The organism is Acinetobacter sp. ACNIH3, assembly GCF_002918965.1.
Classification (GTDB): domain Bacteria; phylum Pseudomonadota; class Gammaproteobacteria; order Pseudomonadales; family Moraxellaceae; genus Acinetobacter; species Acinetobacter schindleri.
On record NZ_PQLP01000003.1, the window covers coordinates 1 to 26,952 of the forward strand.

Here is a 26,952-nt window from a genome sequence, read left to right on the forward strand (position 1 = left end):
CACCTGAGTTTATTTAATTAAGTTTATATAGTTTATTATTTTTAATAGATATCTAATAATTTTTGTTGCCGCATGTTAATTAAAAAATTATTAGATATCTGGAGTTTTAAATTGACTAATATTATTACACCCCCAATAGCAGTGCATTTTGTTTGGCATCAGGCAGATAATGAATCATTTCAAAAAAACTGTATACCTTTTAGAAAGTTTTTAACAAGAGATATTGAGCGACCATTTTCACGGGAATTAAATATTCCTACATTTTTTTATAGTGGTCTAAATGAAACTCCGAGTTATCCATCTAGTTTAGCTCAAAGAAATATAGTGTTTGTTTTTCTTAGCGAAAATACTCTTACAGATGAAAGATGGGTTGATTACTTTAAGACCTTTCCTGTAGAAGAAAATCAGTCACTTATTCCTGTAGCATTTGATAAAGAGGGTATAAAACATTGTTACCATAAAGGGTCTCTTTATAATCGAAATGCTTTGAGATTATATGATTTTAGTTTTTCAGATGATGATCAAACACATGAGCTAGAATCAATTTTAAAATTATCACATGAGTTATATCGATTTGGTTTTGTTGGGAGAAGAGCGTCACCCTTAGGCTCAAATACGTCGATTCATCTTTTTTTAAGTCATGCTAAGAAGGGAGAAACGGGTGCAATATATGCAAAAGCAATTAAGCATTATATTGATACCACGAATATGAAAAACTTCTTTGATGCTTCTGAAATTTCAGTTGGTTACCAGTTTGACACGGAGATAATAAATCATATTAATGAATCGACTTTAATTGCTATTACGACTGATGCATATTCGTCTCGTTATTGGTGCCAACGTGAAATTTTGGAAGCTAAAAAAAATAATAGACCGATTGTTTCAGTAAATTGCTTACAAGTTTACGAGGATAGAATATTCCCGCCAGCTGCTAATGTGCCTTGTGTGCATATTGCACCTTCTGATAAGCCAACTAAATTGGAAATTTTGAATATTTTAGTTGCTGCCCTAATTGAAACAATTAGATTTAATTTTTCTATCTCCTTGCTTAATTATTATAAAAAACAATCCTGGATTGATTCGACAGCAGTCGTATTGGCCCGTCCTCCTGAAATTCAACAGATAGTCTCTTTAAGAAGTGAGATGGTTGAAAATGAGACTTTAAAAATTTGTTATCCCGAACCTCCTATTTATGCAGAGGAAATGGATTGGCTAGAATTCTTAAAAGTTAAGCCTTCAACTCCTTTATGGACATGTGGCGATTCGAATACACAAAACAAAAAAATAGGTATTTCGATATCTGAATATGGTGCAGATTTTGAGAATATACATATCCATGAAGATGAGTTGAAACGATTCTCACAAGAACTTGCTAGACATCTTTTGGTAAGAGGTAATACTATTATTTTCGGTGGAGACTTAAGGGATGATGGTTTTACTGAATTCATTCTTGATGAAGCCAGCATTTTACAAAATAGATTACCTGAAAGAGAATTTAAGGTTGAGAATCATTTGGCTTGGCCATTACATCTCGTAAATAATTTGAATAAATGGAAAGCTAAATATGATCAGATAATTTCACATATTAAGTATTCTGTTCCTCATGATTTAGAATCTGAAGTTGATCAATCTAAATTTTTACAACCTGTAGATGTTCATGATCAATATGTGTGGTCAAGATGTTTAACTTTTATGCGAGAAAGCTCTATATCTAAAAGTGATATTAGGATTTTAGCTGGAGGAAAATCTAAAGGTTATAAAGGGAAAATGCCTGGTGTTTTAGAGGAATTCTTAATATCAATAGAGCATAACAAGCCAATATATTTAGTTGGTGGTTTAGGTGGTATCACACGTGATATTTGTATGGCTATTACTGGGCAGAATCACATACCTGAGGTTTTGACACTAGATTGGCAGTTGGCAAATAATCAAGGCTATAATGAATTAGTAGAGTATCTTTCTACTAAAGGTTATGAAATGCATTATCCTGATATTGTCCATAAGATTCAAAATATAGATATTAATCAGTTGGCATCATCGGCTGGGCTATCTTTGGTTGATTATAAGAAATTAATGGAAACACCATTTATTGATGAGATTATCCATTTGATTCTAAAAGGTATGAAGGAAATATCATGATTAGGTCTGTTAGATTGCTGTATAGCAATCTAACTGTTTTATTATTGATTAATAAAATCTGGTAGTCTTTTTCCTTTTACCCAAGCATATTTGAGCCCGTCTAGGTATTCACTCTTAGTAATTGTTGGATATAGTTCAAGATATTCCTGTCCTTTAAACTCTTTGTCTTCTTCAAAGGTTAATGGTAATACGCTGACTTTTTCAGGGCGATACCCATCAAAGTACCCCAATTCCCACGGCATCCATTTAGATTCTTTTGAGCTAAAAGTGTGAATATATATAAGAGATTTACATTGTCTCATTCGTTTTCTTAAAATGTCTGCTGTAGCTGCATTTACTTTATCTCTTTCTAATGAAGGGTCGATAATCCAATCAACATATACTGTAAAACCACTTTCTTCTAATAAAGTTTTAACACCTAAAATTAAATCAGCATCTTTAATTGCATGTGATAAAAATATATCAAATCTATTTTGCATCTCTTGATTTTTGATAGCTTCATTAAGTACTGAGTCAAGCATAATGTGTTTAGATTTAGCTTGAGCTCTAGTAGCTGCTGAACGCGCTTCTGATCGGGTATAAAATTTCATATTCCAAGTTCTTATTGGTTAATTTTCTTATTTAAAAAAGCCATTCATTTCTGAATGGCTTTCGATTTAACTAATGACATCTATGTGTCGCAAATGACATAAGATGTGTCGTTTTACGCAGATATCGGATCATTTTAAGCTAAACCTCACCAGCTTAATGCACCGCCAGTTTGGTAATCTGTTACGCGCGTCTCGAAGAAATTCTTCTCTTTACGCAAGTCCATCATCTCTGACATCCACTGGAACGGGTTATTCACACCAGCAAACTGTTCAGGCAGACCTAACTGCGCCAGACGACGGTTCGCAATGAACTTTAGGTATTCTTCCATCATGCCAGCATTCATACCTAATACACCGCGTGGCATCGTGTCACGTGCGTATTCGATTTCCAGCATGGTACCTTCAAGAATCATCTGGATGATTTCTTCCTGGAACTCAGTGGTCCATAAACCCGGGTTTTCGATCTTGATCTGGTTGATCATATCGATACCGAAGTTCAGGTGCATTGATTCATCACGCAGGATGTACTGGAATTGCTCGGCAACACCATTCATCTTGTTACGACGACCCATCGAAAGAATCTGGCTGAAACCGCAGTAGAAGAAGATCCCTTCAAGTACACAGTAGAACGCGATCAGGTTGCGAAGCAAAATCTGGTCGTTTTCAGGCGTTCCAGTTTTAAATGTTGGATCGCTTAACTGTTGCGTATATTTCAAGCCCCATGCAGCTTTACGTGCAACTGACGGTACTTCGCGGTACATGTTGAAGACTTCGCCTTCATCCATACCTAAAGATTCGATACAGTATTGGTACGCATGCGTGTGAATCGCTTCTTCAAATGCCTGACGCAAGATATATTGACGGCATTCAGGGTTGGTAATGTGACGGTAAATCGCCAGTACCAGGTTGTTTGCAACTAGTGAATCCGCAGTCGAGAAGAAACCAAGTGAACGCATCACGATGGTACGTTCATCTTCAGTCAAGCCATTTTCAGACTTCCATAGCGCGATGTCGTGGTTCATATTCACTTCTTGCGGCATCCAGTGGTTTGCACAACCGTCCAGATATTTCTGCCAAGCCCATTCGTATTTGAATGGAACAAGCTGGTTCAAGTCCGCACGACAGTTAATCATTGCCTTGTCGTCAACTTGTACACGTTGCGCGCCCATTTCAAGCTCTTCCAAGCCTGGAGCAACATCAAGCTGCTCTAGGGAAGCAGATGCTCTTGCCAACGAATCGGTTGGATTTGATCCTCGGTTTTGAGTGGCTCTAAGGGGTTGTGCAGCTGCCACATCCGACGATGTGTTGCTTGCATCAGGTACCACCTGTGAATTAGACGCTTTTTGCGGCTCGACGGGCGCAGGCTGCTGTGTTTGTGCAGCTGGTTTTTGCGAATCATCTTCGAAATCGTCCCAACTTAAGATAGACATATCAGTTCTCTCTTCGATGCTTATATCTTTTATTAGACATTCAGCCTCGCTGAAATGTCCTACTATACGCTCAATTTATGTAAGCAAAATTAAGTTTTGTCGATGACTGCTCTGCTTTTGTACGGAAGAGCAAAAATCCCCACTACTTATTTTGCTTGCGCGATTTATGAGCCTTTAACCAGAAATAGGCAATTGGCAAATAAAAGGTAAGTACAAAGGAAACGACCAATGCGACAAGTCCTAACAGATAATTGTGAGTCATTGGAGGCATGGTGGTTTCCTTTTATTGGTATCAAGCTGAATTAGTTTGATGCTGCTTAAGCCAGTCCCAAATATCTTTATTTAACCAACCTTGTCGATTGGTTGAAGTTTCTATGACTAATAAAGAGTCATTGTTGTCCATATGTTTTTTAAGTCTTTCTGATACTGCAGAAGCATTACCATTAGAGCAAACGGACCAATATGAATCCATTACCTTGCAATAACCATTGAAACTTTTAATTTCAGCGATTAAATCTTTGTAATTTTGACCTGCTTTATTTAAGTCATAACTTACAGAATAAACTGTCATTTTGCTTTACCTCGCATATATGTTGGACAGTTTTACTTAAAAGTCCTTGACGATATTGCGAGATCAGGCGATTATTTACCTGCTTTTTGCGAAGCAATATGTCGAAGAACTCGCTTCTTAGACTAGAAAGGGGATCTGTAGGAAGATTCCCTTTTTTTATGTCTAAAATTTGTCTCTTGGGTTTAGTAGTAGGAATTACTTTACCTTCGAGTTGAATTAACTATTTAAATAATTAATCCAAAATTTTTAATCCCCCTAAATCCCCCTTTATAAAAGGGGGAATTTCTCCCTCCTTTATTAAAGGAGGGTCGGGGAGGATTTAAAACCTGTCAGATTACTGACAAGCCTCACAATCAGGGTTATCAATTGAACATGCCATTGGTACTGGTGCTGCATTTGCAAAACCTTCTTCCTCAGCAGGAACTTCAGGTTTTGCTTCAACTGCTGGAGCGACTGCCGCAACAGGCGCTGCAGTTGCAGTCGCTTTAACAGCATTTAGTGCGCCAGTATTAATCGTTGATTTCTCAGCAGAAGTCGCACCCAATGCACGTAGGTAATAAGTTGTCTTAAGACCACGTAACCAAGCCATCTTGTAAGTGATGTCCAGTTTCTTACCGTTTGCACCAGCGATGTAAAGGTTCAGAGACTGAGCCTGGTCGATCCATTTTTGACGACGTGAAGCAGCATCTACGATCCAGCGAGTTTCAACTTCAAATGCAGTCGCGAAGATCGCTTTTAGCTCTTCAGGAATACGGGAAATCTTCTGCACAGAACCTTCGAAATGTTTCAGGTCGTTGACCATGACTGCATCCCAAAGACCACGTTCTTTCAACGCACGTACCAGGTATGGGTTAATCACGGTGAATTCACCAGACAGGTTCGATTTCACATACAGGTTCTGGAAGGTTGGCTCGATTGATTGAGACACGCCACAAATATTTGAAATTGTTGCAGTCGGAGCAATCGCCATCACATTCGAGTTACGCATACCGTCTTTTTGAACTTTGGCACGTAAAGTATCCCAGTCCAGACGTTGTGTACGGTCCACTTCGAACATGCGTTCTGGACGAGTTTTCGCAACCAGGTCAAGTGAGTCGATTGGTAAAATACCTTGATCCCACAATGAACCTTTGAATGTTTCATACGTACCACGTTCAACAGCAAGATCACTTGAAGTTGAAATCGCGTAGTAAGAAATCACTTCCATTGATTCATCAGCAAACTCAACCGCAGCATCAGAACCATAAGCAAGGTTCATTTCGTAGAGCGCATCCTGGAAGCCCATGATACCCATACCAACTGGACGGTGTTTCAGGTTTGAATTACGTGCTTGAGGAACAGCGTAGTAGTTGATGTCAATCACGTTGTCCAGCATACGAACCGCAGTTTTAACTGTACGTGCCAGTTTTTCACGATCAAGTACACCGCCTTGAACGTGTTGTACCAGGTTGATCGAACCCAGGTTACATACCGCGATTTCTTCTTTGCTGGTGTTCAGCGTAATTTCTGTACATAGGTTAGAAGAGTGAACCACGCCTACGTGTTGCTGTGGTGAACGCAGGTTACATACGTCTTTGAATGTGATCCACGGGTGACCAGTTTCAAACAGCATCGACAGCATTTTGCGCCACAAATCTTTTGCACGGATTTTCTTGTGCAGCATGTTTGTTTCTTTGGCAATGCTTTCGTAGTAAGCATAACGCTCAGCGAATTCTGCGCCTGTTAAGTCATGTAGATCAGGCGTTTCAGAAGGTGTGAACAGTGTCCATTCTGCATCTTCGAATACACGTTGCATGAACAGGTCAGGAACCCAGTTCGCAGTGTTCATATCGTGGGTACGACGACGGTCATCACCAGTGTTCTTACGCAGTTCCAGAAATTCTTCGATGTCCAGGTGCCAAGTTTCAAGATATGCACATACTGCACCTTTACGCTTACCACCTTGGTTTACTGCAACAGCTGTATCGTTCGCTACTTTCAGGAACGGAACCACACCTTGTGATTTACCATTTGTACCTTTGATGTATGAGTTCAGGGCACGAACTGGTGTCCAGTCATTACCTAAACCGCCTGCCCATTTAGACAGCATTGCGTTATCACGCATCGCGCCATAGATGTCAAACAGGTCATCATCAATTGTAGTCAAGTAGCAGCTAGACAACTGTGGACGTAAGGTACCTGAGTTAAACAGGGTCGGCGTCGATGCCATGTAGTCGAAGCTAGATAACAGGTTATAGAACTCGATTGCACGCTCTTCACGGTTTTCTTCGTTCAGGGCCAGACCCATTGAAACACGCATAAAGAATAATTGCGGCAATTCGAAACGTACGCCATCCGAGTGGATGAAATAACGGTCAAATAATGTTTGCAGACCTAGATAAGTAAACTGGTTAGAGCGTTCTGGTTGAATCGCTGTCGCAAGTTTAGCTAAGTCAAAGTTTAATAATTCAGGTGAAAGAAGTTCTAGCTCAATCCCTTTTTTCAGGTAAGTTTCCAGCGCATCGCCTTCAACGGTATCTGCAGGTAGACCCAGGAATTCCAAACCAGTTGCTACCAGGTCATTACGTAATAGACGTGCAGTCACATAGGTATAGTTTGGTTCTTGTTCGATACGGGTACGGGTCGCCATCATCATGGTTGTAGAGATGTCTGACTCTTTTACGCCGTTATACAGGTTTTTTACGGTCTCATCGACAATTGCCTGAACGTCGATTCCTTCAAGGCCTTCAGCAGCTTTAGCAACAGTTTCAGTCAGTTGGCTCAGGTCAAGCGGTTTGAGCTTACCCGCTGCATCAGTAGTTTGCAGGGTAGGGTGATGGTTAGCACCCAGCTGCTTACGAGCGTCAGAACGTTGTTCGCGATAGATGACATAGGCACGCGCAACTTTCTGTTCGCCGGTACGCATAAGCGCAAGTTCAACCTGATCCTGGATTTCTTCAATGTGAATCGTCCCACCAGAAGGCAAGCGACGTTTGAAAGTGTTCATGACCATTTCCGTCAGCTGCTCAATACGATCGTGAATACGGCTTGAGTCAGCACTTTGTTGACCTTCAACAGCCAAAAAAGCCTTACCAATTGCGACAGAAATTTTTTCTGCATCAAAAGTGGCAACATCACCGGTGCGTTTAATCACCTGAAGTTGACCAGGAGTTGAAGTAATTACGCTCATTTTAGCATAGCTCCATTGTCATCTATTTTTATGTTTATGGACCGTTTGAACTGGGCAATTTTATGCCACAGTGTTTGAGGAATAAACACAATACCTAGTGGTTTAAAAATTAATTGAACACAAGATACGGGAAAATTTAGGGTAGATCAATATTGACATTTTAATAAATATTTTAGTGAAACAACGTGAGAAACTTTATTAAAAAAATCCTTTTTTTTATCATCTTGGTGCAAGCCTTATTCGGCAAGGCATAGCATAACAAAGCTGGTAAGAAGTACTTATAGATAACATTGTGGATAACTCTTTTTGAGCAAATTGAGGGGCATTTTTTATTCAGATAGACGATTACCTAGCCTAGATTTGTTCAATGTTTTGTATAAAAAATGTCGCTAACAGAAATATCTGCAAAAAAATATTACAAAATGCTACTTTGATGTATCAGTTTGGTGAACGCTATCTTGTTTACAATGTAAACGTGTGTATATTGCTTGCTATATCCACCGTATCTATCAGATTTCAAAAGGATACGTCCATCGAATAAAGGTGCACAATATATGAGCCAAGAAGAAAAGTTACCCAAAATTCTAATCGTTGAAGATGATGAGCGTCTTGCTCGTTTAACTCAAGAATATCTTATTCGTAACGGACTTGAGGTAGGGGTAGAGCCCGACGGTAATCGTGCGATTCGCCGCATTATCGCCGAGCAGCCAGACATGGTAGTTTTAGATGTTATGTTGCCAGGTGCGGATGGATTGACCATCTGTCGTGAAGTTCGTCCACATTATCATCAACCGATTTTGATGCTGACTGCACGTACTGAAGATATGGATCAGGTATTGGGTTTGGAAATGGGTGCGGACGACTATGTCGCTAAACCGGTTCAGCCGCGTGTGCTACTGGCACGTATTCGTGCCTTGTTGCGTCGTACTGATAAAGTGCCTGAAGATGAAGTGGCTCAACGTATTGAATTTGACGATCTTGTGATCGATAATGGTGGCCGTTCTGTGACCTTGAATGGTGAATTGGTAGACTTTACCAGTGCAGAATATGATCTGTTGTGGTTGCTTGCATCAAATGCAGGCCGTATTCTTTCGCGTGAAGATATTTTCGAGCGTCTTCGTGGCATTGAATATGATGGCCAGGACCGTTCAATTGATGTTCGTATTTCGCGCATCCGTCCGAAAATTGGGGACGATCCAGAAAACCCTAAACGTATTAAAACAGTTCGTAGTAAAGGTTATCTGTTCGTTAAGGAAACCAATGGCATGTAAATACATGCCATTCCTAAGCTGAATAAGCGGGAAAGCTTATAAGTGTTCAAGCACAATATATTTTTGCGTATTTATGCAGGACTTGTCATTCTGGTACTCCTGGTGACCCTGTTCGGCTATCTGTTGGTGCAGATTATTAACTACCAGCGGGCGCAGGTATATCGTGAGTCCTTGACTGATGGTATGGCCTATATCATGAGTGAAGGGGTAGCACGCCAGCCGAATATGCAGCAGAAACTGGACTGGATTTCGGATGCTTCAGATTTACTGGAGCTTCCGATCTATTATGTAGAAGCTGAAAAAGTTGATCTGACCCGTGCAGAGAAACGTCGTATTGAAGACCGTAAGGCGGTAGTGCGTTGGGATGCACAAACCTCAGTGGCTTATGTGGTCATTGGACTGCGTGATGATCCAAAGCATTTTCTATATATAAAGGCAGACAATATTACCGAGCGCCAGATGAAGGCGCTGCCGGTATTTATTCTGGACTATCTGGTTTATTACCCAGGTCAGGAAAAAGAATATCTGGAAAAGATCCAGAAGTATTTTTCTTATCCAATCAGTATTCAGGATGTGCAAAGCCTGCCGCTCGATTCAGAACAGATTGGCCGTCTACGTCTAGATCACAGCATTATCCTCTACCGGGATAGTGCCACGATTCGCGGTACCACTATTTCAATTGTTTCTCCGATTCCGAGCTCAGTGTCTGAAGTACTGGTGATGGGGCCTGTGCCTTTGTTTAACTGGATGCCATTCCAGTTAGCGGCCGGGATTACCTTGCTAAGTATGTTTGTGCTGAGTCTGGGGGTATATGGTTTGCTGGTGCCAATGCAACGTAAGCTGCGTGAAGTTAGCTATGCCCTGAACAAGATGAAGTCCGGTAACATGTCGGTGCGTCTGGCGATAGATGGTAAAGATGAAATGGCATTATTGGCATCCAGCTATAACGCCATGTCAGATCATATTCAGCGTCTGATCGAAGCTCAGCGTGAGTTAATGCGTGCAGTTTCACATGAACTGCGGACTCCTGTTGCGCGGATCCGTTTTGCTATGGAAATGCTGGTGGATGAAGAAGATTATGAATATCGTCTGCAACAGATGGAGCAGATCGATAAAGACATCGAGGCCTTGAACAAGCTGATTGATGAGATCATGACCTATGCCAAACTGGAGCAGGGTACACCTTCCCTTGATTTCGAGAAGATTAATCTGCATGAAGTGCTGGATCAGGTTGTAGCTGAAACTGAAGCGCTAAAAACTGGTAAGAAGGTTGAGCTGCATCAGGTGCCGATGGATATCGAGGTTGAGGCCGAGCGTCGTTATCTGCATCGTGTGGTACAAAATCTGGTGGGGAATGCTGTGCGCTATTGTGATGAAAGAATCATGATTAGCGGTGGTATTGATGCCAATCAACAGGCTTATATCTGTGTAGAAGATGATGGTGCGGGGATTCCGGAAGAAGATCGTGCTCGCGTCTTTGAAGCCTTCTCGCGTCTGGATGACAGCCGTACCCGTGCATCTGGTGGTTATGGCCTGGGTTTGTCGATTGTTAGCCGGATTGCCTTCTGGTTTGGTGGCAAGGTCGAAGTAGATCAAAGTCCTAAGCTGGGTGGTGCACGCTTTACCATGAGCTGGCCAGCTCAACGTTATAAGAAGAAATCCCGCTTTAAGGCTGTTGAAGAGCATAAAGAAGACCTGGATTCCTTATAAAAAGGTGTCTGTGGATTATAAAAAAAACGATACATCCGCATCGTTTTTTTATTGAGGCTAATTAATGAAAGCACTCAGGTTTTATAATTTGCTTTATTTATGGATTTCAGCATCGGGCTCAATGATCGGTTTACCTTCGCGTAAACTTTTGGCCGCTTCCGAATTCAGATTCATCAGAAGTTTATTGTACTTTCCATCGATGCTATAGCTCTGAATCAGTTTTTGGTCGCCATGCAGAGTTTCCACGCGATATTCATCAGCAATATTTAAAATGCCTTCTAAATTTGTCGAGGCAGAAGCGAAATCCTTGCCAAACAGATCATAAATATCCTGCAAGTTGAAATTAGGAGTGTTTTCCTCAGGATGCTTCACAATATAGTTTTCAAGATGTCGAACAAATAGCTGGGCATAGAGAAAATAATCAGGTTTGTGGGTGAACTTTAAACTCATATATTCAATCCTTCTTGTTCATTTTTATGCTGTTTATAGGAATAACACAAAGCGATAAAGGGATGAAGTTGCAGATGCAAGTGGTTGCAAAAAGTACACAATTCACAGGCAGTAATTATGTTTCAGTAGAATCAGCCATTAAAACAATTAAACTGATTTTGGAAAAAATAATGAATTTATTGTTTTTGATTTATTAAAGCGATTATTTCGTAACATGGGCGATAGAACCTAGAAAAATCGGGTATTCGTCCAAAAAATCATCCAAAAGACTAAGACTTATAAGCTAGCAAGTGAAATCCAAAATCAGGTACAATTGGCGGGATTAATTTTGTGTTTGGTGTATTTGAAGGCCAATACATACATTCTTTGTTAATACATAGGCCTGCCAGGAGTTATCCCCGCATGAGTGCCATTACTCCATACGAATGGGCAATTATTGCCTTCGTGATCGGCGTTACATTTTTATGCGTCTTTATGCTCACTGTCCCATTACTCCTCGGGGGTAAATCATGGGGCCGTGCCAAGCAGGAGCAGTTTGAGTCAGGCGTAGTCAGCGCAGGTGGAGCTCGTATCCGCTTGTCTGCAAAATTCTATTTAGTTGCAATCTTCTTCGTCGTATTCGATTTAGAAGCACTTTATCTATATGCATGGGCAGTTTCTGTTCGTGAAGTGGGTTGGATTGGTTTTGCAACTGCAGCTATCTTTATTTTAGTTTTACTTGTCGGTTTGATTTACGAATTATCCACCGGCGCACTTAACTGGGCACCTTCAGACAAACGTAAGGCGACAGGAGTTAAAACTAAGATTGGTTCGCCAAACATGGATATCGCAGAAATCACTCGCTTCAACTCAATTGAAGAATTGGTTATAGACCCGACTGGTCAAATTCCAGCTCAATCATCTGGTCGTGTGAAAGGTTCACCGGCTCCATTATCTAATAAGGAGTAACCCGGGATGAAATACACTCTAACCCGTGCGAATCCGGATGCTGATCAATATCCACTTCAGGAACGTATTGTTGTCGACGATCCGTTACTACAAGAAGAAGTGAATAAAAACGTATTCATGACTCGCTTAGAAGATGTGCTGCACACTGCAGTAAACTGGGGTCGTAAGAACTCAGTTTGGCCGTTCAACTTTGGTACATCTTGCTGCTACGTAGAGTATGCAACGACCTTAACTGGCGTGCATGACTTGTCACGTTTCGGTGCCGAAGTTATTCGTGCTTCACCGCGTCAGGCGGATTTGATGATTGTTGCAGGTACCTGCTTCGTGAAAATGGCTCCGGTGATTCAACGTCTGTATGAACAGATGCTTGAACCGAAATGGGTTATTTCAATGGGTGCATGTGCCAACTCAGGTGGTATGTACGACATTTATTCAGTTGTACAAGGCGTGGATAAAATTATTCCGGTGGATGTGTACATTCCAGGTTGCCCGCCACGTCCTGAAGCATTGATTCAAGCACTCATGCTATTGCAAGACCAGATTCAACTTGAGCGTCGTCCGCTTTCTGCGGTGATTGGTGATGATCTTCAGCCAGTGTATAAGCCAAAGATGATGCCAGAACGTGACCGTAAGAAAGATCAGCGTATTGCTGTGAAAAATCTGCGCTCAATGGATGAAATTAAATAATTTAAGCGACAAATTTCTTTATGCACCCGACTTGGGTGTAGTTGTCGTTTAGGTTGACTGAATTTGTATTAAATAGGAAGCCAAGCCAATGGCTGAAACTGACATTGCTATGCCAGAATCAACATCTGTTGATTCCCGCCCTGCATTTGCAATTGTAGAAGAGCTCAAAACCAAGTTTGGTGAGAACTTCTATGTGCAAACAACTTTCGAGGATTTCCCGACAGTTTGGGTTGAGCGCGCACGTGTACAAGACGTTTTAATGTTCTTGCGTACAGTGTCACGTCCATACGTGATGTTGTTCGACCTGTCAGCGGTAGATGAGCGTCTGCGTACGCACCGCGACGGTTTACCTGCGTCTGACTTCACTGTGTTCTATCACCTGTTGTCGCTAGAGCGTAATACGGACATCCGTATTAAAGTTGCATTGAGTGAGAGCGATCTCAATATCCCGACTGCAACCAACATCTGGCCAAATGCCAACTGGTATGAACGTGAAGCCTACGATATGTTTGGCATCAACTTCGAAGGGCATCCAATGCTTCGTCGTATCCTGTTGCCAACTTACTGGGAAGGTCATCCACTTCGTAAAGAATATTCTGCACGTGCGACTGAATATACGCCGTACCGTCAGAACCAGGCGAAGCAGGACTACGAACAGGAACATCTTCGTTTCGTTCCTGAAGACTGGGGCATGAAACGCGGCACAGCTGACGAAGACTTCATGTTCCTGAACCTGGGTCCTAACCACCCGTCTGCGCATGGTGCATTCCGTGTGATTTTGCAGATGGATGGTGAAGAAATTAAAGACTGCGTACCAGATATCGGCTATCACCACCGTGGTGTGGAAAAGATGGCTGAACGTCAAACCTGGCATTCATTCATTCCGTATACAGATCGTGTCGACTACCTTGGTGGTTGTGCGCAAAACATGCCATACGTGATGGGTGTAGAGCAAATGGCCGGCATTACCGTGCCTGAGCGTGCGCAATGTATTCGTGTCATGATGTCGGAACTGTTCCGTATCAACAACCACTTGCTGTATATCGGTACTGCGATTCAGGATGCTGGTGGTATGACGCCAGTATTCTATATGTTCGCCGACCGTCAAAAGATCTATGACGCGATTGAAGCGATCACCGGTTACCGTATGCATCCAGCATGGTTCCGTATTGGCGGGACTGCGCATGACCTTCCAAACAACTGGCAGCACCTGATCCGTGAAATCCTGGATTGGATGCCAAAACGTTTGAAGGAATACCACACTGCAGCACTGAAAAACTCAGTATTTGAAGGCCGTACCCGTAACGTTGCGCAATACGATGCAAAATCTGCATTGGCTTGGGGCGTAACAGGTACCGGTTTACGTGCAACAGGTATCGACTTTGACGTACGTAAATACCGTCCATACAGTGGTTATGAAAACTATGATTTCGAAGTGCCGGTGGAGTACGAAGGCGATGCATATGCACGTGTGATCGTTCACTATCGTGAAATTGAACAATCGCTGAAAATCATCAAGCAATGTCTGGACAATATGCCGTCTGGTGCATACAAAGCGGATCACCCACTGGCTGTTCCACCACCAAAAGACAAGACTTTACAAGATATTGAAACCTTGATTACGCACTTCCTGAGCGTGTCATGGGGTCCTGTAATGCCTGCAGGTGAAGCATCTGTAATGGCGGAAGTGGTAAAAGGTGCATCGAACTACTACTTGACTTCAGACAAGTCAACCATGAGTTACCGTACTCGTATCCGTACACCGACCTTCACCCACTTGCAGCAAATGCCTTCCGTGATTAACGGCAGTCTGATGTCTGACTTAATCATTTATTTAGCGACAATTGACGTCGTAATGGCTGACGTGGATCGCTAAGGGGTAAACGCTTTATGATGATTTTGACTGATAAAAAGCCACGTGTGAATGTTGAAGGGATTTTGACAGCTGATGAAATCCACGAGATTGAACATCACATTGGTCACTATCCGTACCCACGTGCAGCGTGCCTAGATGCGCTGAAGTGTGTACAGCGTCGCAATGGCTGGGTAGACGATGCACAGATGAATGCCATCGCGCAGATGCTGAGCATGAGCCTTGCCGACCTTGAAGGTGTTGCGACTTTCTATAACCGTATTTACCGTCAGCCGGTAGGCCGTCATGTGATCCTGTTATGTGACTCTATTGCGTGCTTCTTGATGGGTGCGGAAACTTTAGCAGAAGCTTTCCAGCGTGAATTGGGGATTTCGTTTGGTCAAACAACCGCTGATGGTCGTTTTACTTTGCTACCAATCTGCTGCTTAGGTAACTGTGACAAAGGTCCAACCCTGATGATTGATGAAGATACTCATGGTCTGGTTGAAGTGACCTCAATTAAACAGTTATTGGAGAAGTATGTATGAATACTGAACCAAAACCAATTTATGGCGACGGTAATCCAGAAACGCATCCATTGACCTGGCGTTTGAGCAAACAAGCCAATGTTCGTAGTGTTGATGACTACGAAGCTTTAGAAGGTTATGCAGGCTTTAAGAAAGCGCTGGCCATGCCGCCTAAAGATGTGCTTGAAATCATTAAAGCAGCGACTGTTAAGGGTCGCGGTGGTGCAGGCTTCCCGGCAGGTATCAAGTGGTCTTTGATGGCGCCAAATGACAATTCAGGTCCTCGTTACCTGATTTGTAATGCCGATGAGATGGAACCAGGTACTTTCAAAGACCGTCTGTTGATGGAAGATCTTCCACACCAGCTGATTGAAGGTATGTTGATTGCAGGTTATACGCTTGAAGCAACCCATGGTTATATCTTCATCCGTGGTGAATACATCGAAGCTGCTCAGTACTTAAATGAAGCACTTGAGCAAGTTCGTGCCAAAGGTTACCTGGGTGACAACATCCTAGATTCAGGCTGGAGCTTCGAATTACACGTGCATACTGGTGCGGGTCGTTATATCTGTGGTGAAGAAACCGCATTGATTAACTCGCTTGAAGGTCGCCGTGCCAATCCGCGTACTAAACCACCATTCCCGCAGGTTGCAGGTGCTTGGGGTCGTCCTACGATTGTCAACAACGTAGAGACCTACAACAACTTGCCAGCCATCATGCTGCGTGGTCCTGAATGGTACATCGGCTTATCTGCGGGTAAATCGAAAGATCCAGGTACCAAGATTTATGGTGCATCAGGTAAAGTTAAATTTCCTGGTCTATGGGAACTTCCATTTGGTACCACTGCACGTGAAGTGATTGAAGATCATGCCGGTGGTATGCGTGATGGCCTGAAACTGAAAGCTTGGTTACCAGGTGGCGCATCCACGGACTTCCTGGCAGCTGAACATATTGACCTTCCTATGGATGCGGAAAGCATCATGAAAGCAGGTTCACGTCTGGGTACGTGTTTGCTGATGGTGGTTGATGAAACTCAATGTATGGTTTCAGCAACACGTAACCTAGAAGAATTCTTTGCGCGTGAATCTTGTGGTTTCTGTACACCTTGCCGTGATGGTTTGCCTTGGGCGGTGAAAGCGCTTAAAGCACTAGAAGATGGTACAGGTAAGAAAGAAGATATCGATCACTTACAAGAGCTTACCCGTAAGCTTTGGATCGGTAAAACTTTCTGTGCTCATGCACCAGGTGCGATGGAACCGTTAATGGGCGCACTCAAACATTTTCGTGGCGAGTTTGAAGCAAAAGTGGTGAATGCCGCAGCTCAAACCAGCAACGTAGAACAAGCTTAAGGAATTCGACTATGGCTACAATTCATGTCGATGGAAAATCGTATGAAGTCAACGGCTCAGAGAACTTGCTACAAGCATGTTTGAGTCTGGGCATCGACATCCCATACTTTTGTTGGCATCCATCCTTAGGTTCTGTCGGCTCTTGCCGTCAATGTGCTGTGACCCAATACGCGAATCCAGAAGATACGCGTGGCCGTTTGGTCATGTCATGTATGACGCCTGCGTCTGACAATACCTACATCTCGATTGAAGACAAAGAAGCAAAAGATTTTCGTGCTTCGATTGTTGAATTCTTGATGACCAACCACCCGCACGACTGTCCAGTCTGTGAAGAGGGTGGTCACTGTCACCTGCAAGATATGACAGTAATGACACAGCATGACCGTCGTCGCTACCGTTTCACTAAACGTACGCATTACAACCAGGAACTTGGTTCGTTTATCGCGCACGAGATGAACCGTTGTATCGCATGTTACCGTTGTGTGCGTTACTACAAAGATTATGCTGGCGGTACTGATTTTGGCGTATATGCCAATGCATCACGTGTGTATTTCGGCCGTCCAGAATCAGGCACTTTGGAATCTGAATTCTCGGGTAACCTGACTGAAGTATGTCCGACTGGTGTATTCACCGATAAGACTCACTCAGCACGCTATAACCGTAAATGGGACATGCAGTATGCGCCTAGCGTATGTCATGGCTGTTCTTCAGGTTGTAACATCTCTCCGGGTGAGCGTTATGGTGAATTGCGTCGTGTAGAAAACCGTTTCAATGGTGATGTTAACCAGTACTTCCTGTGCGACAAAGGTCGTTTCGGTACAGGTTACGTAAACCGTGAAGATCGTCCACGTCAGCCACAGTTCCGTACAGGTAACAACGTAGAAACTATTTCAGTTGATACTGCACTGGATACTGTGATTGCAAATATCCAAGGCAAAAAAGTTCTGGGTATCGGCTCTCCACGTGCGTCACTTGAAACCAACTATGCATTACGCGAGTTAGTTGGTCAGGACAACTACTCAACGGGTATGTCTCAAAAAGAGCAGAACCTAGTTGAACTGGCTGCTTCAATCATGCAAACCGAGGGTGTTTATAACCCGAACATGCGTGAAATCGAAAGCTACGATGCTGTTCTGATTCTGGGTGAAGATCTGACTCAAACTGCGCCACGCATGGCTTTATCTGTTCGCCAAGCTGCGAAGAACAAAGGTAAAGAAATGGCGGCAGAACGCCGTACACCAGACTGGCTGGCTGAGCCTGTTCAACGTATTGCGCAAGATGCAAAATCTCCGATTTACATTTTGGCAGCAACACAAACACGTCTAGCTGACGTAGCAACAGGTGAAGTGGTTGCATCTCCAAACGACATCGCGCGTTTAGGTTTTGCGATTGCAGCAGGTGTGAAGGGCGAAAGCATCCTTGGTTTGGATGATGATGCCAAAGCATTTGCACAAACGATTGCAGATACGCTGAAAGCTGCGAAGAAACCACTGATTGTTTCTGGTACTAGCTTGCAAGACGCTGCGATTATGGAAGCTGCTGCACAAGTTGCACAGAACCTTGGTAATGCTGGTCTGACTTTGACTGTTCCTGAAGTGAACTCAATGGGTCTGGCAATTTTCGGTGGTCACAGTCTTGAACAAGCATTCGCTCAAGATTACGACACTGTGGTGATTGTTGAAAACGACCTTTACCGTCGTTTACCAACCGCTCAGGTAGATGCTGCACTGGCAGGTAAAGAAGTGATCGTGCTTGATCATTCTGAAACTGAGACAGTGAAGAAAGCCAATATCGTACTTTCTGCTGCATCGTTTGCTGAAGGTGACGGTACTGTGGTATCTCAAGAAGGTCGTGCACAACGTTTCTACCAAGTGTATGACCCAAGCTATTACAATCCTGAACTGGCAATCAAAGAATCTTGGCGCTGGTTGCATGCCATTGAAACTGGTGTGAAAGGTCAGCCAATTTCTTGGACTGTACTTGATGACGTGATTGATGCAGTAGCGAAAAATGTTCCTGCACTTGAAGCGATTCAAGACGTTGCTCCAGACGCGGGCTTCCGTGTTCATGGTCTGAAAGTTGCACGTGAACCACGTCGTTATTCTGGCCGTACTGCAATGCGTGCACCGCTTTCTGTACACGAGCCGAAACAGCCGACTGACCAAGACACTGCATTAACATTCTCTATGGAAGGTTATGTGGGTGACCAGACTCCATCTCCACTTGTGCCATTTGCATGGTCAGCGGGCTGGAACTCTCCACAAGCCTGGAACAAATTCCAGGATAAAGTGGGTGGTCATCTGAAAGGTGGTGACTCTGGTATCCGTCTGTTTGACCTGTTACCAAAACGTCCAGCGCGTACTTTTGTTGCACCAGCACCTGTGCTTGTGAACGCTGAAAGCTTCCGTCTGGTACCGATGCATCACATCTTTGCCTCTGGCGAATTCACGATCAAAACACCAGCAATGGAATCACGTATTCCGGATGCAGTATTTGCAGTGGGCGAACAGGATGCTACACGCTTGAACCTGCAAGACGGTCAGAAGATCACTGTGAAAGCAGGCGAGACTTCAATCGTTCTTCCTGTACAAGTGATTGAATATTTACCTACAGGTTATATTGGTTACCCAATTGGTCTAGCACCGACGGTATCTCTTGCAGAGCCTGTTTCAGTCGCGGTAGGAGTGTAATTCATGGAACAAGAATTGATCCGTCAGACGCCGCTGTGGGCTGAAAACTGGCCAATTGCCTATTCAGTCATTCAAGCGATCGTGATCTTGCTGGTTGTTGTACTGATCGCAGCGTTGATGTCATTCATTGAACGTCGTTTACTGGGCTTGTGGCAGGACCGTTACGGTCCTAACCGTGTAGGTCCGGGTGGTATGTTCCAGATCGTTGCCGACATGCTGAAAATCATGTTCAAGGAAGACTGGACACCAAAATTTGCTGACAAGCTGACTTTCCGTATGGCGCCTGCAGTAGCGATGGCAACTGCAGTGCTATCGTTCATGGTTATTCCTGTCTCACCTTACCTGGGTGTTGCAGACATGAGCATCGGCCTGTTGTTCTTTATGGCAATGGCAGGTATTGCTGTTTATGCAGTACTGTTCGGTGGCTGGTCATCGAATAACAAATACGCGCTTTTAGGTGGTTTACGTTCTGCAGCTCAGACTATTTCTTATGAAGTGTTCCTGGGCATCTCGTTGATGGGTGTAGTGGCAATTGCTGGTTCATTCAACATGCGTGAAATTGTAGAAGCACAACGCGATGTATGGTTTGTGATTCCTCAGTTCCTTGGCTTCCTGATCTTCGTGGTTGCAGGTGTGGCGGTTACTCACCGACATCCATTTGACCAACCAGAAGCAGAACAGGAATTGGCTGAAGGTTACCACGTGGAATATGGCGGTATGAAATGGGGTATGTTCTTCGTTGCGGAATATGTCAACGTCGTACTGATCTCTGCATTGATCGTAACCTTATTCTTCGGTGGCTGGTTAGCACCTTTCAACCTGGAAATTTCATTCATTCCACCCGCATTCTGGTTCATTATCAAAACAGCATTCTTTGTAATGATGTTCGTACTGGCACGTGGTTCATTAATGCGTCCACGTTATGACCAGGTGATGAACTTTGGTTGGAAAATTTGCTTGCCATTGGCGTTGGTTAACCTTTTGGTGACTGGTGCTGTGATTCTGATGAATCAGGCCTAAGACAGCAGGGAGAACAAAATGTTTAAATTTCTAGCTGGATTCGGGTCAATCGTTCGTTCGTTGTTCATGGTGTTCAGCCATGCAACGCGCAAACGTGACACCATCTTGTACCCAGAAGTACCAGCCGAGGAAATCGTGCCACCACGTTTCCGTGGCCGTATTGTATTGACGCGTGACCCAGATGGCGAAGAGCGTTGTGTTGCATGTAACCTGTGTGCGGTTGCCTGTCCGGTAGGCTGTATCTCTCTGCAAAAAGCAGAAAAAGAAGATGGTCGCTGGTATCCGGAATTCTTCCGCATCAACTTCTCACGCTGCATTTTCTGCGGTATGTGTGAAGAAGCATGTCCAACCACTGCAATTCAAATGACACCTGATTTCGAACTCGGTGAATATGTTCGTCAAGACTTAGTCTATGAAAAAGAACACTTACTGATTTCTGGTCCTGGTAAATATCCTGACTATAACTTCTATCGCGTAACAGGTATGGCTGTAACTGGTAAAGAGAAAGGTCAGGCACAGCGTGAAAGTGCGCCTGTTGATGTACGGAGTCTATTACCATGATGTGGCCGTTTTATCTGATGGCGCTTGTGGCCATCGTCTCTACGGTTCGTGTAGTGACTAACGCGAACCCGGTACATGCTTTGTTAAGTCTGATTGTTTCACTTCTTGCAGTTGCAGGCATGTTCATGATCGTGGGAGCACCGTTTGCCGGTGCTCTTGAGATCATCGTTTATGCTGGTGCGATCATGGTCTTGTTCGTATTCGTGGTCATGATGCTGAACCTGGGTGAACAAACCATTGAGCAGGAGCGTAAGTGGTTAACTTCAAGTGCCTGGGCTTACCCGGCACTCATGAGCTTCCTGATCGGTCTGATCTTGGTTTGGGTGCTGAACTCAGATTACGCTCAGCCATCTCTGGTGATGGGTGCGGAAATTGTTGGCCCTAAAGCAGTTGGTCAAACGCTCTTTACACAGTACTTACTATTGGTAGAAGTTGCTGCGATGTTACTGTTAGGCGCACTTGTTGCTGCTTACCATCTTGGCAAACGTGAACCAGGTGCAGAAGAGGACAATAAATAATGGGCAACATCCCTTTAGAGCATGGTTTGATCGTTGCATCCATTCTTTTTGCACTGGGTTTTTACGGTGTAATGGTGCGACGCAACCTGTTATTCATTCTAATGAGCCTTGAAATCATGATGAACGCTGCTGCTTTAGCGTTTGTCCTGGCGGGCAGTGCCTGGGCACAGCCAGATGGTCAGATCATGTTCATCTTTATTCTGACGCTGGCTGCGGCAGAGGCGTGTATTGGTCTTGCGATCGTCCTTCAGTTCTATCATCGCTTCCATCATCTGGATGTGGATGCTGCTAGTGAGATGCGCGGATGAGTTATTTATATCTAACAATTTTATTCCCGCTCATTGGTTTTGTCCTTTTAGCGGCAGGGCGTAACAAGCTTCCTGAATCTGTTGCAGCCATTATTGGTGTGGGTGCCGTAGGTCTGTCTGCATTATTTGCACTGATCGCGGGTATGGACTTTACGGCTAACGGTTCCGTTGCTCAAGTTCAGCATCTTTGGACCTGGTTCAATGTAGGCGGTTTTGCTCCTGGCATCAGCCTGCATTTAGACGGTCTGTCTCTGTTAATGCTTGGTATGGTGACTGGCGTTGGTTTCCTGATCCATATCTTTGCATCATGGTACATGCGCGGTGAAGAAGACTTCGCACGTTTCTTCTCTTACTTCAACCTGTTCGTTGCGAGCATGTTGCTGTTGGTTCTGGGCGATAACCTGGCGTTATTGTTCCTGGGCTGGGAAGGCGTAGGTCTGTGTTCTTACCTGTTGATCGGTTACTACTACGAGAACCCGAAAAACGGTTTAGCTGCAATTAAAGCATTTACTGTGACTCGTGTCGGTGACGTATTCCTGCTGATCGCAATGTTCCTGATTTTCCAGCAATTCGGTACGCTGAATACTCAGTACATCGTTGAAAATGCTGCGACTGTGATGACTCAAAGCTCATCACTGACCATCTGGACTGCATTGATGTTGTTCCTGGGAGCTGCAGGTAAATCTGCACAGATCCCGTTACAAACATGGTTAGCTGACGCGATGGCTGGTCCAACACCTGTATCTGCATTGATCCACGCTGCAACGATGGTCACAGCGGGTGTTTACCTGTGCTGCCGTCTGTTCACAGTATTTGAACTTGCGCCTGAAGTGATGATGTTCATTTCGATTACTGGGGCGGTGACATTACTTGTAGCTGGTTTTGCTGCGCTTGTTCAAACAGACATCAAACGTATCCTTGCTTACTCAACCATGAGTCAGTTGGGCTATATGTTTATGGCTGTTGGTGCTGAAGCTTACCAGGCAGGTTTGTTCCATATGCTGACTCACGCATTCTTCAAGGCATTATTATTCTTGTCTTCTGGTGCGGTGATTCTGGCTTACCACCACGAACAAAATATCTTCAAGATGGGCGGTCTGTTCTACAAGAACAAATTCCTGTTTGCTTGTTTCGCGATTGGTGGCGGTGCATTGGCTGCAATTCCATTCATCACTGTGGGCTTCTTCTCGAAAGATGCCATCCTGGGTGCGGTATGGGTACAAGGTCAATCAGTTGCGGTATATAACTCACTGTACTGGGTAGGTGTTGCAGGGGCGTTCCTGACTTCAATCTATACCTTCCGTCTGATCTGGGTTGTATTCTTCGGTAAAGAAAATACCCCTTATCACGAAATCAAGGGTGTGACTTACTGGGGTCCATTGGCGATTCTTGCAGTTCTTTCTACTTTCGTTGGTGCAGCACTGAAAGCGCCTGTAGAAAACATCCTGAATTCAGCTAAAGTTCCTGCGTTTAATATTCCTGAAGCACTTGAGCATGGCATGCATACTGCAGAATATACTGCGGTAGGTATTGCGCTAGCAGGTCTTGCGCTAGGCGTAGTGTTATTTGCCTTTGCTTATAATGCAGTGAAATCGTTTGCTAAAACTTCACTGGGTGCTGGTCTTGCGAACATTTGCCGCAATGCACTTGGTTTTGATGCACTGTATGACCTGATCTTTGTGAAGCCTTATTTATTCTTCGCGAAATTGTTCGGTCGTGATCCAATTGATGGCTTGTGGTTAGTACTGCCTGCACTTGTAAAAGGTGGTCACAGCTTTACCAGCTCACGTCAAACTGGTTCACTGCGTGAATATGCATCTAGTATGGGGCTCGGTGTCGTTGTCCTACTGATGATCTTGCTCGTGATTCAGGTAGTGGGGAAATAAAATGGAAGCTCCAAACAACATGATTTTGCCGGCTCTGATCCTCATTCCGTTCATTGCAGGTTTTGTATGCTGGTTGGTCGACAAGCTCGACCAGTCTCTACCGCGTTATATCGCGTTAATCGGGATGCTGGTAACCCTGGTGTTAACCGTGGTTCTCTGGCAAAACGGTACTTATGTTTATGAATTAGGCGGTGCTACACCTTCGTGGGCTGCTGAGTTCAAATTGCCTTGGATTCAAACCCTGGGCATTAACATTCACCTAGCGGTGGATGGTTTATCTTTACTGATGGTTGGCTTGACTGCACTGCTTGGTGTATTGGCAGTCGGCTGTTCATGGGGTGAGATTCAGAAAAACGTTGGTTTCTTCCACTTAAACCTTTTATGGTCTTTGGGTGGCGTAATTGGTGTGTTCCTGGCAATTGACCTGTTCCTGTTCTTCTTCTTCTGGGAGATGATGCTGGTACCGATCTACTTCCTGATTGCGCTTTGGGGTCATAAAGGGGCAGAAGGCAAGTCACGTGTATATGCTGCAACCAAGTTCTTCATCTACACACAGGTTGCTGGTCTGGTGATGCTGATTGGTATCTTGGGTCTGGTGGTTGCTGGTTACTCAATGACTGGTGAAATCCGTTTTGACTACAACTTCCTGTTGGGCGTTGCGAATACACTGGATACGCAAGTTCCAGCATTGGCTTATGCCTTCATGATCTGTATGTTCATCGGTTTCGCAGTCAAACTTCCAGTTTTCCCACTGCACGGCTGGTTACCGGATGCGCATGCTCAGGCACCAACAGCGGGTTCTGTTGACCTTGCAGGTATCCTGATTAAAACTGCTGCGTACGGTTTACTGCGTTTCGTTATGCCGTTCTTCCCGGCAGCTTCGGCTCAGTTTGCAGACATTGCGATCATTCTGGGTCTGATTGGTATTTTCTACGGTGCATGGTGTGCATTCCAGCAAACCGACATGAAACGTCTGTTAGCCTACACATCTATTTCACACATGGGCTTCGTTCTACTTGCACTTTATGCAGGTAACGTACTGACTTTCCAAGGTCTGATGATCATGATGCTGGCTCACGGCCTGTCATCTGCGGCATTGTTCATTATGTGTGGTCAGGTGTACGAACGTGTTCACACACGTGACATGCGTCTAATGGGGGGGATGCGCGGTCAGTTCCCATACCTGGCATTCTTCCTGATGTTCTTCGTAGCAGCGTTGGTGGGTATTCCTGGTCTAGGTAACTTCATCGGTGAATTCCTGATCCTGATGGGTGCATTTGGTCAATATCCGACTTATACAATCCTTGCTGCAATCAGCTTGGTGTTTGCTGGTCTGTATGGTCTGATCATGATTCACAAATCACTGTTTGGTACGCCAAACGAAGAGCAAAAACAGCATTACACGAATCCGCTGAAAGATTTGAATGCGCGTGAAGTGGTAATCCTGTTGATCTGTGCGTTTGGTCTGTTATGGCTTGGTCTATACCCACAAAGCTTCCTTGATATTTCGAACTCAAGCATGGCGTGGTTAGCAAATAGCTACATTCCTGTGTCTGAAGCAGCTGATGCTGTGCAGCAAGCTGCCGTTTCAGCTGAAAATGTGGAGATCCAATAAGCCATGAACTTCACAATGTCTTTTTCTGAGCTTATGCCCCTAGCACCTGTGATGATCGTGGCGTTGACTGCGATCGTTGCAATGCTGGTGACAGCAGTTAAGCGTAACCACAACCTGGTTGCGACGACGACAGTTATTGGTTTAAACCTGGCTGCGTTATATATGATCTTCGTCCTGTTGGCGGGTAAATTTGCACCTGCCAACGTGATGAACCTGTTCATCGTAGATCCGTTTACGATGCTGTACCAGTTTGTGATCCTGATTGCTGCACTTGCGTGTAGCACACTGTCACATGCATACATTGAAACCTATAAAGACAACCGCGAAGAACTCTACATCTTGATGTTGTGTTCAGTTGCGGGTGCAATGTTAATGGTGGCAAGCACGCACTATGCTTCATTCTTCATCAGCCTTGAGTTAATGTCGATTCCGGTTTACGGCCTGTTGGCATATACACATCAACGTTCTCAGTCGCTTGAAGCGGGTGTGAAATACCTGGTATTGTCAGCAACTGCATCTGCAATGCTGCTGATGGGTATGGCTTACATCTATGCGTACACAGGTACACTGAACTTCACTGCTGAACCAGGCAAAATGTTCTCTGCATTTAGCCAGCCAGCTGTGGTAATCGGTCTTGCGCTAATTGTCTTTGCTGTGGCATTCAAACTATCGCTTGCACCATTCCACAAGTGGACACCAGACGTATATGCAGGCGCTCCATCACCAGTTGCAACTTTCCTTGCGACTGTTGCAAAAGTAGCAATGTTGGGTCTGTTTGTGCGTTATGTATTGTCTTCAGGTTTAATCTTGGCAGACAGCTTCGTCACCATCATTACGATCCTTGCAGTGCTTTCGATTCTTGCTGGTAACTTGCTGGCAGTGAAACAGGTGAACCTGAAACGTATCCTTGCATACTCTTCAATTGCTCACTTCGGTTATGTACTGGTTGCCATCGTTTCTGCACGTAACTCCGACTTCCTGCAAATCCAGGGCTTCGCGACATTCGAAAGCGTGAATGTGTATATCATCACTTATGTGTTGACGACAATCGGTGCATTCGGTGTAGTAACCCTAATGTCTAGTCCGTATAACAATACGGATGAAGCAGGTAGTTTGGCTGAGTACCGTGGTCTGTTCTGGCGCCGTCCAGTATTGACTGCTGTATTAACGGTGATGATGCTGTCTCTTGCTGGTATTCCATTAACAGCGGGCTTTATTGGTAAGTTCCTGGTTATAAAAACTGCGGTAGCAGGCGAGTCTTGGTTCCTTGCTGCAATGGTCATCCTGGGTTCAGGTATTGGTCTGTATTACTACCTGCGTGTAATGGTGGTAATGTACATGACTCCACCAGAAACGCCTCGTCTTGACGCTGTAAATCACTGGGGTCAAAAAGTGGGTGGTATTATGGTGCTGGCAGTGGCTGCACTGGTACTGATCCTGGGTGTTTATCCAGATCCAATGATTGCATTCTCTAAGCTTGCTTTCTTTGCAATCTCACCTGAGCTTCAACAGTTCATTTTCACTCTGGTGCAAAGCGGTTATAACTAATTAATCGAAAGATTAGAACGTTATTACAAAAAAAGCCTCCTCGATAGGGGGCTTTTTTATTTATATAAAAACGAAAATCGCTTTATAATAAGCAGCAATTTATCTTTAACCTT

Annotated in this window: 21 protein-coding genes; 16 read left to right on the forward strand and 5 right to left on the reverse strand. The window is 44.1% G+C overall.

The genetic code is table 11. From position 1 onward, the window contains the following. The first annotated feature begins 72 nt into the window (after window positions 1–72). Window positions 73–2,139 (forward strand): TIR domain-containing protein, encoded by a 2,067-nt coding sequence (locus C3420_RS02500; RefSeq protein WP_103799624.1) that lies wholly within the window; start codon window positions 73–75, stop codon window positions 2,137–2,139. A gap of 41 nt (window positions 2,140–2,180) precedes the next feature. On the opposite strand, the gene C3420_RS02505 is transcribed toward C3420_RS02500, so the two are convergent. The 4 genes from C3420_RS02505 to C3420_RS02520 form a co-directional block, all read right to left on the reverse strand. Further along, window positions 2,181–2,729: a toll/interleukin-1 receptor domain-containing protein gene (locus tag C3420_RS02505; protein WP_103799625.1), complete on the reverse strand. Its 549-nt coding sequence runs from the start codon at window positions 2,727–2,729 to the stop codon at window positions 2,181–2,183. Window positions 2,730–2,875: 146 nt separating this feature from the next. Continuing rightward, complete coding sequence (locus C3420_RS02510; RefSeq protein ID WP_004814661.1) at window positions 2,876–4,159, reverse strand: ribonucleotide-diphosphate reductase subunit beta; 1,284 nt, start codon at window positions 4,157–4,159, stop codon at window positions 2,876–2,878. A gap of 292 nt (window positions 4,160–4,451) precedes the next feature. After that, window positions 4,452–4,730 (reverse strand): hypothetical protein, encoded by a 279-nt coding sequence (locus tag C3420_RS02515; RefSeq protein WP_004814665.1) that lies wholly within the window; start codon window positions 4,728–4,730, stop codon window positions 4,452–4,454. Between the two features lie 334 nt (window positions 4,731–5,064). Then, on the reverse strand, window positions 5,065–7,899 hold the full coding sequence (locus C3420_RS02520; RefSeq protein ID WP_103799626.1) for a ribonucleoside-diphosphate reductase subunit alpha: 2,835 nt from the start codon (window positions 7,897–7,899) through the stop codon (window positions 5,065–5,067). A 554-nt stretch (window positions 7,900–8,453) separates the two neighbouring features. Here C3420_RS02520 and bfmR point away from each other — a divergent pair. Both bfmR and bfmS read left to right on the forward strand, forming a co-directional pair. Further along, window positions 8,454–9,170 (forward strand): response regulator transcription factor BfmR, encoded by a 717-nt coding sequence (bfmR, locus tag C3420_RS02525; RefSeq protein WP_004891693.1) that lies wholly within the window; start codon window positions 8,454–8,456, stop codon window positions 9,168–9,170. Window positions 9,171–9,212: 42 nt separating this feature from the next. Further along, window positions 9,213–10,880, forward strand: a complete 1,668-nt coding sequence (bfmS, locus tag C3420_RS02530; protein ID WP_103799627.1) for a sensor histidine kinase BfmS — start codon at window positions 9,213–9,215, stop codon at window positions 10,878–10,880. A gap of 93 nt (window positions 10,881–10,973) precedes the next feature. Here bfmS and C3420_RS02535 read toward each other — a convergent pair whose 3' ends face one another. After that, a complete protein-coding gene (locus C3420_RS02535; protein WP_071321034.1) occupies window positions 10,974–11,330 on the reverse strand; it encodes a hypothetical protein in 357 nt (118 codons plus the stop codon). 402 nt (window positions 11,331–11,732) lie between these two features. Between C3420_RS02535 and C3420_RS02540 the strand changes: the two genes are divergently transcribed. The 13 genes from C3420_RS02540 (at window position 11,733) to nuoN (ending at window position 26,839) form a co-directional block, all read left to right on the forward strand. After that, window positions 11,733–12,278, forward strand: a complete 546-nt coding sequence (locus tag C3420_RS02540; protein ID WP_071321033.1) for an NADH-quinone oxidoreductase subunit A — start codon at window positions 11,733–11,735, stop codon at window positions 12,276–12,278. A gap of 6 nt (window positions 12,279–12,284) precedes the next feature. Beyond that, on the forward strand, window positions 12,285–12,965 hold the full coding sequence (locus tag C3420_RS02545) for a NuoB/complex I 20 kDa subunit family protein (protein ID WP_004814676.1): 681 nt from the start codon (window positions 12,285–12,287) through the stop codon (window positions 12,963–12,965). Window positions 12,966–13,053: 88 nt separating this feature from the next. Further along, window positions 13,054–14,841, forward strand: coding sequence for an NADH-quinone oxidoreductase subunit C/D (nuoC, locus tag C3420_RS02550; RefSeq protein WP_004891702.1), 1,788 nt, complete (start codon window positions 13,054–13,056; stop codon window positions 14,839–14,841). Window positions 14,842–14,855: 14 nt separating this feature from the next. Further along, window positions 14,856–15,365: an NADH-quinone oxidoreductase subunit NuoE gene (gene nuoE / locus C3420_RS02555; protein ID WP_004814680.1), complete on the forward strand. Its 510-nt coding sequence runs from the start codon at window positions 14,856–14,858 to the stop codon at window positions 15,363–15,365. Then, window positions 15,362–16,693, forward strand: a complete 1,332-nt coding sequence (gene nuoF, locus C3420_RS02560; RefSeq protein ID WP_103799628.1) for an NADH-quinone oxidoreductase subunit NuoF — start codon at window positions 15,362–15,364, stop codon at window positions 16,691–16,693. The genes nuoE and nuoF overlap by 4 nt, the downstream gene beginning before the upstream one ends. 11 nt (window positions 16,694–16,704) lie before the next feature. Then, window positions 16,705–19,383 carry an NADH-quinone oxidoreductase subunit NuoG gene (gene nuoG, locus C3420_RS02565; protein WP_103799629.1) on the forward strand — a complete coding sequence of 893 codons (2,679 nt, stop codon included), beginning with the start codon at window positions 16,705–16,707 and terminating at the stop codon, window positions 19,381–19,383. A gap of 3 nt (window positions 19,384–19,386) precedes the next feature. Continuing rightward, the gene (nuoH, locus tag C3420_RS02570; protein ID WP_004814686.1) at window positions 19,387–20,403 is read left to right on the forward strand and encodes an NADH-quinone oxidoreductase subunit NuoH; all 1,017 of its coding nucleotides are present in this window, start codon (window positions 19,387–19,389) and stop codon (window positions 20,401–20,403) included. Window positions 20,404–20,421: 18 nt separating this feature from the next. Continuing rightward, on the forward strand, window positions 20,422–20,964 hold the full coding sequence (nuoI, locus tag C3420_RS02575; protein WP_004814689.1) for an NADH-quinone oxidoreductase subunit NuoI: 543 nt from the start codon (window positions 20,422–20,424) through the stop codon (window positions 20,962–20,964). Continuing rightward, on the forward strand, window positions 20,964–21,482 hold the full coding sequence (gene nuoJ, locus C3420_RS02580; protein ID WP_171058617.1) for an NADH-quinone oxidoreductase subunit J: 519 nt from the start codon (window positions 20,964–20,966) through the stop codon (window positions 21,480–21,482). Before nuoI ends, nuoJ begins: the two co-directional genes overlap by 1 nt. Then, window positions 21,482–21,790 (forward strand): NADH-quinone oxidoreductase subunit NuoK, encoded by a 309-nt coding sequence (nuoK, locus tag C3420_RS02585; protein WP_004814693.1) that lies wholly within the window; start codon window positions 21,482–21,484, stop codon window positions 21,788–21,790. Before nuoJ ends, nuoK begins: the two co-directional genes overlap by 1 nt. Beyond that, a complete protein-coding gene (gene nuoL, locus C3420_RS02590) occupies window positions 21,787–23,676 on the forward strand; it encodes an NADH-quinone oxidoreductase subunit L (RefSeq protein ID WP_103799630.1) in 1,890 nt (629 codons plus the stop codon). Before nuoK ends, nuoL begins: the two co-directional genes overlap by 4 nt. A gap of 1 nt (window position 23,677) precedes the next feature. Continuing rightward, window positions 23,678–25,291: an NADH-quinone oxidoreductase subunit M gene (nuoM, locus tag C3420_RS02595; RefSeq protein ID WP_004814697.1), complete on the forward strand. Its 1,614-nt coding sequence runs from the start codon at window positions 23,678–23,680 to the stop codon at window positions 25,289–25,291. A 3-nt stretch (window positions 25,292–25,294) separates the two neighbouring features. After that, the gene (gene nuoN / locus C3420_RS02600) at window positions 25,295–26,839 is read left to right on the forward strand and encodes an NADH-quinone oxidoreductase subunit NuoN (protein ID WP_005223070.1); all 1,545 of its coding nucleotides are present in this window, start codon (window positions 25,295–25,297) and stop codon (window positions 26,837–26,839) included. The last annotated feature ends 113 nt before the right edge of the window (window positions 26,840–26,952 follow it).

Excerpts from the sequence above, each read along its gene's own strand:
- C3420_RS02500 (WP_103799624.1), top strand. The coding sequence starts at position 73 with ATGTTAATTAAAAAATTATTAGATATCTGGAGTTTTAAATTGACTAAT.
- C3420_RS02505 (WP_103799625.1), bottom strand. The coding sequence starts at position 2,729 with ATGAAATTTTATACCCGATCAGAAGCGCGTTCAGCAGCTACTAGAGCT.
- C3420_RS02510 (WP_004814661.1), bottom strand. The coding sequence starts at position 4,159 with ATGTCTATCTTAAGTTGGGACGATTTCGAAGATGATTCGCAAAAACCA.
- C3420_RS02515 (WP_004814665.1), bottom strand. The coding sequence starts at position 4,730 with ATGACAGTTTATTCTGTAAGTTATGACTTAAATAAAGCAGGTCAAAAT.
- C3420_RS02520 (WP_103799626.1), bottom strand. The coding sequence starts at position 7,899 with ATGAGCGTAATTACTTCAACTCCTGGTCAACTTCAGGTGATTAAACGC.
- bfmR (WP_004891693.1), top strand. The coding sequence starts at position 8,454 with ATGAGCCAAGAAGAAAAGTTACCCAAAATTCTAATCGTTGAAGATGAT.
- C3420_RS02535 (WP_071321034.1), bottom strand. The coding sequence starts at position 11,330 with ATGAGTTTAAAGTTCACCCACAAACCTGATTATTTTCTCTATGCCCAG.
- C3420_RS02540 (WP_071321033.1), top strand. The coding sequence starts at position 11,733 with ATGAGTGCCATTACTCCATACGAATGGGCAATTATTGCCTTCGTGATC.
- C3420_RS02545 (WP_004814676.1), top strand. The coding sequence starts at position 12,285 with ATGAAATACACTCTAACCCGTGCGAATCCGGATGCTGATCAATATCCA.
- nuoC (WP_004891702.1), top strand. The coding sequence starts at position 13,054 with ATGGCTGAAACTGACATTGCTATGCCAGAATCAACATCTGTTGATTCC.
- nuoE (WP_004814680.1), top strand. The coding sequence starts at position 14,856 with ATGATGATTTTGACTGATAAAAAGCCACGTGTGAATGTTGAAGGGATT.
- nuoF (WP_103799628.1), top strand. The coding sequence starts at position 15,362 with ATGAATACTGAACCAAAACCAATTTATGGCGACGGTAATCCAGAAACG.
- nuoG (WP_103799629.1), top strand. The coding sequence starts at position 16,705 with ATGGCTACAATTCATGTCGATGGAAAATCGTATGAAGTCAACGGCTCA.
- nuoH (WP_004814686.1), top strand. The coding sequence starts at position 19,387 with ATGGAACAAGAATTGATCCGTCAGACGCCGCTGTGGGCTGAAAACTGG.
- nuoI (WP_004814689.1), top strand. The coding sequence starts at position 20,422 with ATGTTTAAATTTCTAGCTGGATTCGGGTCAATCGTTCGTTCGTTGTTC.
- nuoJ (WP_171058617.1), top strand. The coding sequence starts at position 20,964 with ATGTGGCCGTTTTATCTGATGGCGCTTGTGGCCATCGTCTCTACGGTT.
- nuoK (WP_004814693.1), top strand. The coding sequence starts at position 21,482 with ATGGGCAACATCCCTTTAGAGCATGGTTTGATCGTTGCATCCATTCTT.
- nuoL (WP_103799630.1), top strand. The coding sequence starts at position 21,787 with ATGAGTTATTTATATCTAACAATTTTATTCCCGCTCATTGGTTTTGTC.
- nuoM (WP_004814697.1), top strand. The coding sequence starts at position 23,678 with ATGGAAGCTCCAAACAACATGATTTTGCCGGCTCTGATCCTCATTCCG.
- nuoN (WP_005223070.1), top strand. The coding sequence starts at position 25,295 with ATGAACTTCACAATGTCTTTTTCTGAGCTTATGCCCCTAGCACCTGTG.